8 protein-coding genes are annotated in these 12,542 nt (G+C 67.0%); 4 read left to right on the top strand and 4 right to left on the bottom strand.

Going from position 1 to position 12,542, the window contains the following annotated elements:
* Positions 1-132: 132 nt before the first annotated feature.
* Positions 133-723: a 3'-5' exonuclease gene (locus NX778_RS19055; RefSeq protein ID WP_258813364.1), complete on the bottom strand. Its 591-nt coding sequence runs from the start codon at positions 721-723 to the stop codon at positions 133-135.
* Positions 724-730: 7 nt separating this feature from the next.
* Positions 731-1,231 (bottom strand): ProQ/FINO family protein, encoded by a 501-nt coding sequence (locus NX778_RS19050; RefSeq protein WP_258813363.1) that lies wholly within the window; start codon positions 1,229-1,231, stop codon positions 731-733.
* Between the two features lie 573 nt (positions 1,232-1,804).
* Here NX778_RS19050 and rpoD point away from each other — a divergent pair.
* Positions 1,805-4,330 (top strand): RNA polymerase sigma factor RpoD, encoded by a 2,526-nt coding sequence (gene rpoD, locus NX778_RS19045; protein ID WP_258813465.1) that lies wholly within the window; start codon positions 1,805-1,807, stop codon positions 4,328-4,330.
* 126 nt (positions 4,331-4,456) lie between these two features.
* Here rpoD and NX778_RS19040 read toward each other — a convergent pair whose 3' ends face one another.
* Both NX778_RS19040 and ppc read right to left on the bottom strand, forming a co-directional pair.
* Positions 4,457-6,526 carry an NHL repeat-containing protein gene (locus NX778_RS19040; protein ID WP_258813362.1) on the bottom strand — a complete coding sequence of 690 codons (2,070 nt, stop codon included), beginning with the start codon at positions 6,524-6,526 and terminating at the stop codon, positions 4,457-4,459.
* 191 nt (positions 6,527-6,717) lie between these two features.
* Positions 6,718-9,525 (bottom strand): phosphoenolpyruvate carboxylase, encoded by a 2,808-nt coding sequence (gene ppc, locus NX778_RS19035; RefSeq protein WP_258813361.1) that lies wholly within the window; start codon positions 9,523-9,525, stop codon positions 6,718-6,720.
* A 210-nt stretch (positions 9,526-9,735) separates the two neighbouring features.
* On the opposite strand from ppc, the gene hemC reads away from it, so the two are divergent.
* The 3 genes from hemC to NX778_RS19020 are packed head-to-tail and all read left to right on the top strand — an operon-like array spanning position 9,736 to position 12,540.
* Positions 9,736-10,647: a hydroxymethylbilane synthase gene (gene hemC / locus NX778_RS19030; RefSeq protein ID WP_370661352.1), complete on the top strand. Its 912-nt coding sequence runs from the start codon at positions 9,736-9,738 to the stop codon at positions 10,645-10,647.
* Positions 10,637-11,407 (top strand): uroporphyrinogen-III synthase, encoded by a 771-nt coding sequence (locus NX778_RS19025; protein ID WP_258813359.1) that lies wholly within the window; start codon positions 10,637-10,639, stop codon positions 11,405-11,407. Before hemC ends, NX778_RS19025 begins: the two co-directional genes overlap by 11 nt.
* Positions 11,404-12,540 carry a uroporphyrinogen-III C-methyltransferase gene (locus NX778_RS19020; RefSeq protein WP_258813358.1) on the top strand — a complete coding sequence of 379 codons (1,137 nt, stop codon included), beginning with the start codon at positions 11,404-11,406 and terminating at the stop codon, positions 12,538-12,540. Before NX778_RS19025 ends, NX778_RS19020 begins: the two co-directional genes overlap by 4 nt.
* The last annotated feature ends 2 nt before the right edge of the window (positions 12,541-12,542 follow it).

The following is a 12,542-nucleotide window of genomic DNA, read 5'->3' as shown; positions in this document are numbered from 1 at the left end:
ACCGCCAATCGACTGGATTCGACCGTGAATCGTGCAACTGAGTCTGCGAATCGAGCGGAAGCGCGCCAGATGTGGCCTTATCGGGAGAACGGGTTTTGGCAGCCCACCCACCACGCCTCCCCAGGCCGCAGGTCAGCCCTTCAGCTCGCTGGCACGGCGGTAGATGCGCAGCGCCACGTGGGCGTCGTCGGCCGCGTACAGGATCTGCCTTTCGGTCAGCACCGGCTGGGCCCAGTTGGTGGTCGTGATGCGCTTGGACTTCTGCATTTCCTGGCCGAAGTAGCGCGCCACGGCGGCCTTCGCGCCCAGGGTGTGCTTCTTGTCGATGCGCAGCGCGGTCGACAGGTCGAGCACGTTTTGTGGATCGATGCCGAGCTTGGACCGGACCCGGCTCAGGTCGTCCGAGAGACCGAAGCCGACCTTCAGGATCGCGGGCGACTCCAGCACCGCGCGCAAAGTCTCGCGCAGCGGCGCCAGCGCATCCGGCCGGCCGATCTGGAACAGGTAGGCGGTATCGTCAGTGGCCAGTTGCACGAGGTGCGGCCCGGTCGACACTTCGCCTTTGGTGAACGTCGGCTTGGATTCGGTGTCAAAGCCGATGACGTCGCTGGCGGACAGCGCGGCCAGCGCCTGCTGCGCGTCCGCCGCGGTTTTCACCAGGCGCACATCGTCCAGCTTGATGCCGTCGTAAGGCGGCAGCAGCTCGTCGTGCGAATCGCTCATGCGCCGGTCAGTGGCGCGACGAGAACTTGGAGGCGAGGGCCTGCAGCTTTTCCTGGCGCTTGCGTGCCGCTTCCTCGGCCTCGGCGGCCTGGCGTTCGGCGCGTTTGCGCTCGGCTTCTTTCTTGAAGCGCTGTTGCAGTTGTTCGCGGGCGTGGGCGCGGTGGGTATCGGTCACTTCCTCGCCTGGCTGGCCGTCGAGGTCGTAGCGGACCGTGGCTTTTTCCATGGCCTTCAGGTAGCGCAGCGAGCCGGTGTGGATGCCGAGCGCGGCGCGCATCACCTTGCGGTTCAGGCCGGGCATGCGGGCCAGCAGCTGCTTGTCGACGCCGATGGCCAGTGGCAAGCACTGCTTGAATGCGGTGAAATCTTGTTGCAACTGCTTGAGCAGGGCGCGTGGCGACAGTTGCGGCGCTTGCCCCGCCGCCTCGGGCTGGGCTGGTGCCGGCGTGGCTGCGGGCGCGGCGGTTTGCGGTTCCTGGGATGCGGCGGCGGTGCTATTGGTATTCATTGACTTCATTGTAAGAACTGGAAAGCGAAGGATAGCATGGCGGCTGGCTCAAGTGGCAGGGCCGCGCGCCTACAGCTGGTTGCGGGCGGACGCCAACCGCTGGTTGCAAACGGCATCCCGGCAGCGGCCGGCGGCGAAATCGTGTATGATCCGCCGCTTGCCTTGCGCTCGGCTTGCGCCAGCGCAGACGGGATAGGGAAGGCGAGCAGCCCCAGCTATGCGATGCAGTGATATCCGTTATCGGAACTATCAATTATCGCAAAATCTTGCCATGCGGCATAATGCTGTTTGTCTCCTCTATCTTCCTTGAGAAAATAGATTCAAGCCCGTTTGTTATCGACGGGCTTTTTTTCGTTCCGACATGCACACCGCAACCTCGATCACAGCACGCCTCCGCCACGCCCACCCGCCAGGAAACTTCCCTGGACAAGGAGCGGAATTGCTTGATTTGCGGCCTGTCCGTCCCTAATTAGGGCGCTGCCCCTGAACCAACCTATGCACCGAGTCGCGGCTGCGGCTCAGGTCGATTATTGACCTCGCTGGCGCGCATCTCGCCGCGATTGGAGAGTGATGATGAAAAACCCTGCCAAGACGTTGACACTGACGGCGAAGAAGCCGGCCGCCAAGGCCGCTGCCCCGCTGGCGGTGCCGAAAACCGCGACCTCGTACCAGCTTGAAACCGATGCCGCGGCCAAAGTCACCGTGGTAAAGACGCGTTCGCGCCTGGCCGCGGCCAAGGCAGCGCAGGCGGAACAGCAGGCCGAGGCGTCGGTGCCAGTCGAAGCGGTCGAAGCGGCCCCCGAAGCGGTCGTGGCCGCGGAAGCTGCGGCGCCGGTGGTGGTCAAGAAGCGCGTGTCGCGCCTGGCCGCAGTGAAGGCCGCGCAGGCTGCGGAGCAAGCCGGGGCCGGGGCGGACGCATCCGCTGAAGCGGCCAAGCCGGCGCGCGCCCGCACCGTGCGGGGCGCCGCTGCACCGGCGGCCGCGGCCACCGGCACCGTCAGCACCACCACCGACGCCAGCGCGCTGGCCGCGATCGACACTTCGGGCTACGTGCTGCCGGGCGTGAAGGTGCCGGGCCGCCGTGGCCGCAAGCCGAGCGAATTCGTGCCGGAAAACGACGAGATCGCCGCCCTGAACGCGGTCGAGCGCGCCGAGATGAAGGTCGCCTCGCGCATCCGTGAGCGCAAGATGAAGGGCAACCTGGCCAGCCTGATCCACGGCGACGCCGGCACCAGTGAAGCCGATCTGGAAAAGCGCCGCGCCCAGATCAAGGCGCTGATCAACCTGGGCAAGGAGCGCGGCTACCTGACCCACGCCGAGATCAACGACCACCTGCCCGAGAACATCATCGATCCGGAAGCGATCGAGGGCATCATCGCGACCTTCAACGACATGGGCATCGCGATCTACGAGCGCGCGCCGGAAGCCGAGATGATGCTCCTGTCGGACAACGTGCCGACCGCCACCAGCGACGAGGAAGTCGAAGCTGCCGCGGCCACCGCGCTGTCGACCGTCGACTCCGAATTCGGCCGCACCACCGACCCGGTCCGCATGTACATGCGCGAGATGGGCGCGGTGGCGCTGCTGACGCGCGAAGGCGAGATCGAGATCGCCAAGCGCATCGAGGACGGCCTGAAGGACATGGTGCAGGCGATTTCGGCCTGCCCGGTGACGATCTCCGAAATCATCGCGCTGTCGCACAAGATCGCCAGCGACGAAGCCAAGATCGACGAAGTGGTGGACGGTTTCGTCGACCAGAACGAGTTAACGGCCGCGCCGGTGGCGGCCAGCTCGGATGACGAGGACGAGGAAGACCTCGACGATGGCGAGGACGAGGAAGAAGGCAACGCCGGCGGCGCCGCCGGCTACACCGCCGAGCAGCTGGCGCAGCTGAAGAAGGGCGCGCTGGAGAAGTTCGCGCTGATCGAGAAGCAGTTCGACAAGATGGGCCACGCCTTCAAGACCGTCGGCTACGGCTCGGCGGCCTATGTCAAGGCGCAGGAGACCATTTCCAACGAGCTGCTGGGCATGCGCTTCACCGCCAAGGTGGTCGAGAAGCTGTGCGACACCCTGCGCGGCCAGATGGACGAAGTGCGCAGCGTCGAGCGCGCGGTGCTGGACATTTGCGTGAACCGTTGCGGCATGCCGCGCGCGCACTTCATCAAGGTCTTCCCGGGCAACGAGACCGACCTGGAATGGGGCGACCGCGAAGTCGATTGCGCCTACCCGTACAGCGCGGTCCTGTCGCGCAACCTCCCGGCGATCAAGGAATTGCAGCAGCGCATGATCGACCTGCAGGCCCGCGTGGCGCTGCCCCTGGCCGACCTGCGCAAGATTAACAAGCAGATGGCGGCCGGCGAGAAGCGCGCGCGCCAGGCCAAGCGCGAAATGACGGTGGCGAACCTGCGCCTGGTGATCTCGATCGCGAAGAAGTACATCAACCGCGGCCTGCAGTTCCTCGACCTGATCCAGGAAGGGAATATCGGCCTGCTGAAGGCGGTGGACAAGTTCGAATACCGCCGCGGCTACAAGTTCTCGACCTACGCGACCTGGTGGATCCGCCAGGCGATCACGCGTTCGATCGCGGATATGGCCCGTACCATCCGCGTGCCGGTGCACATGATCGAGACCATCAACAAGATGAACCGCATCTCGCGCCAGATCATGCAGGAGACCGGCACCGAGCCGGATATGGCGACGCTCGCGCAGAAGATGGAGATGCCGGAATCGAAGGTGCGCGAGATCATGAAGATTGCCAAGGAGCCGATTTCGATGGAAACGCCGATGGGCGAGGACGGCGATTCGCAGCTGGGCGACTTCATCGAGGACACTGCGACCCTGGCGCCGCTGGAAGCCGCGATGCATGCCTCGATGCGCAATGTGATCGCCGAGGTGCTCGATTCGCTGACCCCGCGCGAAGCGAAGGTGCTGCGCATGCGCTACGGCGTGGAGATGTCGAACGACCACACGCTGGAAGAGGTGGGCAAGCAGTTCGACGTGACCCGCGAGCGAATCCGCCAGATCGAAGCCAAGGCGATGAGCAAGCTGCGCCAGCCTTCGCGCTCGGACAAGCTGAAGACCTTCCTGCAGCACCAGTAAGCTACATCGCTCAACAGAAAACGCGCCACCCGCAAGGGTCGGCGCGTTTTTTGTATCACCACCAACCCAAAAAACGTCGTTTCCGGCAGTGCCGGGAACGACGGTTTTTCGGTGGGTGGCTGAGCGCTATTTGAGCGTCACCACCACCACCTGCTGATCAAAGCTCGCCACGAATTTGTGGTTCCCGATGTACGTGAGCGCCGACACCCTGGCCACCGCGACATCCGGCGTAATCGGAATCGGCGCCCCGCTGATGGTCGGCGCCAGCACCTTCGTCACGGCGTGATCGGCCCCGTACTTGAACACCGCGCCGTCATACACGAAGAACACGGTGCCCGAATCATCCACCACCACCTCGTTCGCGGCGATCTTCGCGCCTTGGCTGTCGAGCAGCCAAGTCGCGGTGCCGTCCGGCGTGCGCTTGCCGAGGTAGCCTCCGCTGACCAGATACAGCTTGCCCGCGCCGTCGAAGGCGAGGTCGCTCGCCGACCACACAGCCGGGGCGGTGGCGCGCTGGCCGCACAGCCACTCGGTTCCGGGAAGCGTGGTGACCACAGCCGCACCCTGGGTTGTGATCGCACGCAGCGACGTCGGCGCATTATCGAGATCGAAGTTGCAGCCGTTGAGCGCCTGGGCCCCGTCGCTGACCAGCAGCGTGCCATCAGGCGCCACCGCGATACTGTTCAGGTTCTGGAAGCTTGCCTGCGAGCCGGTCCCGTCCTGCTTCTGGTAGGTGCCAAGAGTTCCCGCGATCGTGCTGACGGTGCCGTCCAGCGCGACCTTGCGCACCGTCGTCTTTTCGGTGACGTACAGCGAGCCATCCGCGGCCTGGGTCATCGCCGTAATCGCCTGGAAGCGCGCCTTGTCGCCGACCCCGTCCATATAGATGCTGCCGCACAGTGCAATGCCTGCCAGCGTGGTCACCTCGTGAGCGGGGCTGATCTTCCGGATCTCGCAATTGCCGCGGTCGGCGACGTAGTAGTTGCCGGCCTTGTCGGTACCAAAGCCTGCGATGCTACCGAAAGCGGCGGTGGCGCCGATCCCGTCGGCGAACCCTGGCGGCGGCGCCCAGCCGCCCGCAAAAGTGCTTACCTGCAGGCCGGGGCTGATCTTGCGGATCGCGTGATTGCTGGCGTCGGCCAGCAGCAGGTTGCCGGTCTTGTCGACCAGCAGGCCATTGCCGCCCGGGGCGGCGTTGCCGAGGTGCGCCGCGGCGATCGGCCCGTTCGCCAAGCCGGCGGGCAGGAGCCGCGAGTGCAGGGTGGTCACCTTGCCCGACGGGTCGACCATGCGGATGGCCACGCTGGCGGAGGCGTAGTCCACCGTGTCGACGGCGTACAGCGTGCCGTCCGCGGTATAGGCGATGGCGTTGATCCGGGTGTAGTGCTGCTGGGTCTCGGTGCCGGGCGCGACATCGGTCCGGTCGGTCATGTCGATCGCTTGGAGCAGCTTGCCCGCCATGTCGTAGCGCAGCAGCTGCTTGCCATCGGTGACGGTGATGCCGCCACGAGGATCGAGCGCCACCGCGCGCAGCTCGGTCGGATATTGCTCGAGCTTGATCGTCTCCACATTGCCCGAGGGGCTCACGCGGCGCAGGCCATAGTCGGCCACGTACAGGTTGCCGGCAGCGTCGATGGTCATGCCCTGGATCGACCAGAAGCCGGCCTGCGAACCTGGCCCGTCCTGCGTGCCCATCGCCCACTGCGTGCCGGCGAAGGTCAGCACCACCCCGGCCGGGGTGATCTTGCGTATTGTGGTGGCGCTTGACACGTACACGTTGCCGCCGGCGTCGATCGCCATGCCGGTGATCGGCATGAACGATGCGTTCGTGGTATTGCCATCGACGGCGGCAGCATGTCCGGCGCTACCGGCCAGCAGCGACACCTGCCCGGACGGCGTGATCTTGCGGACCACGTAGTCCGCGTCGCTGACGTACAGGTTGCCGTCCTTGTCGAAGGCCAGTTGCGCGGGGTTGTTGAAGCCTGCGGTGGCCAGCGTGCCGTTGGCATAGCGCGGCGGCGTGTTGGGCTGGCCGGCGACCAACTCGGCGTGCAGCAGGGTTGGCGGTGGCGGATCGACGACCACCGGAGGCGGCGGCGAGACCGGGGCGGCGCCACTGCCGCCACCGCCGCCACAGGCATTCAGGAAAAGGGCGGCCAGGCAGGCGGCCGCGCAGGTGCGAAGCGAACGATACATATCTTGAAAGATGAAAGTCAATCAAGCGATTGTAGCGTTCGAAAGCTGGCAGAAATTCCTCAAATTGTCTCGTCGGCGCCGCTTTCTTTGGTCGACATGCCGGGAACTACCGCAAAGATAAAATAACGTCGTCCCCGCGAAGGCGGATCAATGCTCCCGCTGCGCGAAGACGACGGTATTGAGGCTTCGGGTCAGCCCGTATTGCGCAAGCCCGCCGCCACGCCATTGATACTCAGCTGAATACCGCGGTGCACCCGTGGATCCACATTATCCGCCTCCTTCGACAGCGCCCGGTGCCGGTGGATCAGCTCCACCTGCAAGTGGTTCAGCGGATCGAGATACGCAAACCGGTTCTGGATCGAGCGCGCCAGCAACGGGTTGGAGGCCAGCCGTTCGGCGGTGCCGGTGACCGATGCCAGGCAGCGCAGCGTGCCCGCATACTCGTCCGAGATGCGTTTGAAGATCCGCTCGCGCAGCTCGACGTCCGGCACCAGCTTGGCATAGCGCGAGGCGATCGGCAGGTCGGTCTTGGCCAGCACCATGTCCATGTTCGACAGCAGCGTCGCGAAGAACGGCCACTCGCGGTGCATCGCGCGCAGCGTTTCCAGCTTCGCTTCGCGGTCGCCTTCCTCGAGCCAGCCGCTGATGGCCGAGCCGAAGCCGTACCAGCCCGGCAGCAGCAGGCGGCACTGGCCCCACGAGAAGCCCCAGGGAATCGCACGCAGGTCCTCGATGCGGTTGGTGGCCTTGCGCGAAGCAGGGCGCGAACCGAGGTTGAGTTCCGCGATTTCCCGGATCGGCGTCGCCGCGAAGAAGTAGTCGGCGAAGCCCGGGGTTTCGTACACCAGGTTGCGATAGGCCTTGTACGCGCGTTCCGACAGGTCGGCCATCACCGCTTCGTACTGGCGGATGCGGTCGGCCTTCTCGCCCTCGCCTGGCGTCGGCATCAGGCCCGCTTCCAGCGTCGCCGCGACCAGCAGCTCGAGGTTGCGGCGGCCGATTTCGGCGTTGGAGAACTTGGACGCGATGATCTCGCCCTGTTCGGTCAGGCGGATCTGGCCATTGACGGTGCCCGGCGGCTGCGCCAGGATCGCCTGGTAGCTCGGGCCGCCGCCACGGCCCACGGTGCCGCCGCGGCCGTGGAACAGGCGGATCTTCACGCCGGCCTTCTCGAACACCTTCACCAGCGCGATCTCGGCCTGGTACAGCTCCCAGTTCGAGGTCAGGAAGCCGCCGTCCTTGTTCGAATCCGAGTAGCCCAGCATGACTTCCTGGATCCGGCCGCGCTGCTCGATGACCTTGGCCACCACCGGCAACGCCATCCATTCGCCCATGATCTCGGACGCGCGCTGCAGGTCGGGGATGGTCTCGAACAGCGGGATCACCATCACGTCCGATTCGCCGCTGCCGGCGCGGAACAGGCCGGTCTCCTTCTGCAGCAGCATCACTTCCAGCAGGTCGGACACGGTCTCGGTGTGCGAGATGATGTAGTTGCGGATCGCGCGCTTGCCGTAGCGGGCGCGGATCTCGCGCGCCGCGCGGAACACGTCCAGCTCCGTATTGGCTTCGTCGGAATAGGTCTCGTACGGCGACAGGAGCAGGCGCGGCTGCGCCAGTTCGGCCAGCAGCAGCTTGACCTTGGCCGCTTCGTCCAGGCTCGCGTAGTCGGCTTCGACGCCGGCGCGTTCAAGCAGTTCGGCCAGCACGCGCTCGTGCACGTCCGAACTCTGGCGCATGTCGAGCGAAGCGAGGTGGAAGCCGAAGATGCGCGCGGCGCGAATCAGGCCGGCCAGGCGCGGCGCGACCAGCATGGCGCCGTGGTTGGCGGTGAGCGAGTCGGCGACGATCTTGAGCTCGGCGCGGAACTCGCGCGCGTCCTGGTAGCGCTCGGCGTGGCCGACTTCCTTGCGCAGGATGTCGGTGCTGCCCAGTTCGCGGGAGGTAGCGGCCAGGCGCGCGTAGATGCCGATCAGGGCGCGGCGGTACGGTTCGTCGGCGCGGTGCGGCGAGTGGTCGGGCGAGGCATCGGCCAGGGCCTGCAGCTCGGGGCTGGCTTCGACCATCAGCGTGGAGGTCGACAGTTCGGCGCCCAGCAGGTGCACCTGCTCCAGGTAGTAGCCGAGGATGGTGGTCGACTGGCGCACCAGCGCGCGGCGCATGGTGTCCGCGTTGACGTTGGGGTTGCCGTCGCGGTCGCCGCCGATCCAGCTGCCCATCTGCATGAAGGCGCTGTCGTCGAGCGCGGCGGCGCGGCCGCGGTACTGCGCGCCGATCTCCTGCTCGACGTCGTCGTACAGGGCCGGCAGCTCGGTCAGGAAGGTGGTCTGGTAGTAGGACAGCGCGTTCTCGATCTCGTCCGCCACGGTCAGCTTGGTGTAGCGCAGCATGCGGGTCTGCCACAGCGTCGCGATGCGCGCGTTCAGCAACTGCAGGTTGCGCACCTTTTCCTTGGGCGTGAGCGGCAGGTCGCGTTCGGCCATCAGGCGCGCGATGTCGTGCTCGGCGTCGAGGATGCTCTTGCGCTGCACTTCGGTCGGGTGCGCGGTCAGCACCGGCGAGATCAGCGCGTCGCGCAGGAAGCCTTCGACGGTGGCCTGGTCGATGCCGGCCTGGTTGAGGCGCGCCAGCGCGAAGCCGACGCTGCCTTCCTGCGGCGCCGAACCGGCGATCAGGTGGGCGCGGCGGCGGCGGATGTGGTGCTGGTCTTCCGCGATATTGGCCAGGTGCGAGAAGTAGGAAAAGGCGCGGACCACCGAAATGGTCTGGTCACGGGTCAGCTTGTGCAGCAGCGCGTTCAGCTCCTCGGCCGCCTTCGGATCGGCGTCGCGGCGGAACCGCACGGCAGTCTGGCGGATGGTTTCGACCACGTCGAAGACGGTGTCGCCTTCCTGGTCGCGCAGCACGTCGCCCAGCAGGCGGCCGAGCAGGCGGATGTCTTCTTTCAACGGCGCGTCTTTGTCTGCACCAGGGGATGCTACGGTTACGGCGGGAGTTTCCATGTCGACCAAAGGGGTTAAGGTTGGCGGAGGGCTTTTGACCGGTTCTGCGGGAGGGCGCGTGCTAAAATTTGTGATCTCTTGTACGAGCCCTTTGGCGCCGCAAGCCGGGTGTGGCTCACGACTTTGAAAGAATACGTTTTGAAAGCAGCTGATTTGACGACGGCCGTGCCCTCGAAGCTGATTATCGCCTCGCGCGAAAGCCGGCTCGCCATGTGGCAGGCCGAGCATGTGCGCGACCGCCTCGCAGCATTATATCCAAATACCACGGTCTCGATCTTGGGCATGACCACGCGCGGCGACCAGATCCTCGACCGCGCCCTGTCCAAGGTCGGCGGCAAGGGCCTGTTCGTGAAGGAGCTGGAGGTCGCGATGGACGAGGGCCGCGCCGACCTTGCCGTGCATTCGCTCAAGGACGTGCCGATGGAACTGCCGGAAGGTTTCGCGCTGGCCGCCGTGCTGGAGCGCGAGGACCCGCGCGACGCCTTCGTCTCCAACGACTACGCCAGCCTCGACGCGCTGCCGGACGGCGCGGTGGTCGGCACCAGCAGCCTGCGCCGCCAGGCCCTGATCGCCGCGCGCTACCCGCAGCTCGTCATCAAGCCGCTGCGCGGCAACCTCGACACCCGCCTCGGCAAGCTCGATCGCGGCGACTACGCCGCCATCATCCTCGCGGCCGCGGGCCTGAAGCGGCTCGGCCTGCCGCAGCGCATCCGCGCGCTGCTATCGCCGGAAATGAGCCTGCCGGCCGCCGGCCAGGGCGCGATGGCGATCGAGATCGCCAGCCGCCCGCGCGCCGACGGCGTCGACCTCGCCGCGCTGCTGGCGCCGCTGAACCACCGCGCCACCGGCCTGGCCGTCGCCGCCGAGCGCAAGGTGTCCAAGGTGTTCGGCGGCAGCTGCCAGATCCCGCTGGCCGCCCACGCCACCATCGCCGGCGCCACCATGCACCTGCGCGCGATGGTCGCCACGCCCGACGGCAAGCGCAGCGCCAGCGCCGAGCTGTCCGGCCCGGCCGACCAGCCGGAACAACTGGGCCTGCGGGTCTCGGAGCTGCTGCAGCAGCAGGATGCCGACGCGATCCTCGCGGCTTGCCGGGAGGCCGCCGCGCCCGATGCCTGGTAAGGTCGTCATCACCCGTCCGCGCGCGCAGGCCGAGCCGCTGGCGCGCGCCGTCGCCGCGCTGGGCCGCGAGGCGGTGGTGCTGCCTTTGCTCGACATCGAGCCGCTGCCGGACCAATCCGCGCTGAAGCAGGCGCTGGCCCAACTCGGCGACTATGCGCTGGCGGCCTTCGTGTCGCCCAACGCGATCGACGCCGCCTTTGCCCACATCCCCGCGTGGCCTTCCGGCGTCGCGATCGGCGTGGTGGGCGAGGGCAGCCGCGCGGCGCTGGCCCGGCATGGCGTGGATGAGCGCAGCGTCACCATCTACTGCCCGGCCCAGGGCGAGGCCAGCGATACCGAGCACCTGCTGCGCGCGATCGACCTGGTGCAACTGGCCGGCCGGCGCGTGCTGATCGTGCGCGGCGAAAGCGGGCGCGAACTGATGGCCGACGGCTTCATTGCCGCCGGCGCCGCGGTCACCGTGGTGCCCGCCTACCGGCGCGCGGTGCCGGCGCTGACCCCGGCCCTGGCGGCCCAATTGGCGGCGCTGGTCGCGACGCCGAACGACTGGATCATCACCAGTTCGGAGGCCCTGCGCGGCCTGGTCGAGCGGGTGCGCGAGCTCGATCCGGAAGGCGGCGTCGCAAAATTGCAACAACAGCATCTGGTCGTTCCGCACGCCCGGATCGCGGAAACCGCTTTTTCGCTGGGCCTCACCCGGGTGACACAGACCGGTTCAGGGGACGCCGGCGTGCTTGCCGCGTTACAATCACAGGAATGAACGAACTGCCGAATCTCCCAGAACAAGGCGCGCAGCCCGCTCCTGCCAGCCAACCCGCTCCCTACGTCGCGCCGCCGCGGCGCCCGGGCCTGTTCGAGACCCTGCGCCAGCCGCTGCCGCTTGCGGTCACGGTGCTGGCCGTGCTGCTGGCCGCGCAGGCGTGGTCGACCCACAGCCGCATCAACAGCATGCGCGCCGACGTCGCCCGCATGCTGCAGAAGGACCAGCAGCTGGCCTCCGAGACCTCGGCCCAGGCCCGCGACGTGGCCGAGCAGGTCAAGCAGATGCAGGTGAAGGTCGGCGTGCTCGAAACCCGCCAGCAGGAAGCGCAGAGCCAGCAGGCCGCGCTCGAGCAGCTGTACCAGGACCTGTCGAAGAACCGCGACGAGTGGGCGCTGTCGGAGATCGAGCAGGTGCTGTCGACCGCCAGCCAGCAGCTGCAACTGGCCGGCAATGTGCAGGGCGCGCTGATCGCGCTCGGGAATGCCGACCGTTCGCTGTCGAGCTCCGACAAGCCGCAGTTCATCACCATTCGCCGCGCCATCGCGCGCGACATCGAAAAACTGAAGGCGCTGCCCTCGGTCGACCTGAACGGCGTCGCGCTGCGCCTCGATAACGTGATCGCGGACGTGGACACGCTGCCGCTGCTGTCGGACGAGAAGCCGGCGCTGCCGGCCGCGCCGGCGCCGTTGCTGCCGAAGCCCAAGGCCAAGGCCAAGCCGTCGCATCCGGCCGTGAAGCCCGAGCCGCCTACGCTGGCCGAGCGCGCCGGAGACACCTGGCGCGCCTTGAGTGCCGAGATGTGGGACGACATCCGCCAGCTGATCCGCGTGCGCACGGTGGACACGCCGGAAGCGCTGATGCTGTCGCCGTCCGAGTCGTACTTCGTGCGCGAGAACCTCAAGCTGCGCCTGCTGAACGCGCGCCTGGCGCTCCTGTCGCGCAACGAGACGGCTTTCCGCGACGACCTCGGCACCGCGCAGAACATGCTGCTCAAGTACTTCGACGCGCGCGCCCGCGCGACGCAGGGTGCGCTGGCGGCGCTGCGCCAGGTCCAGGCCAACAACGTCGCGATCGAAATGCCGACGCTGGCCGACAGCCTGAACGCCGTGCGCAACTACAAGGCGAAGTAAGC

The sequence above is a fragment of the Massilia terrae genome (genome assembly GCF_024753145.1).
In the GTDB taxonomy this organism is placed as follows: Bacteria; Pseudomonadota; Gammaproteobacteria; order Burkholderiales; family Burkholderiaceae_D; genus Telluria; species Telluria terrae.
The sequence above is the reverse complement of the archived record's forward strand: the minus strand, read 5'-3'. Positions and strand labels throughout refer to the sequence as shown.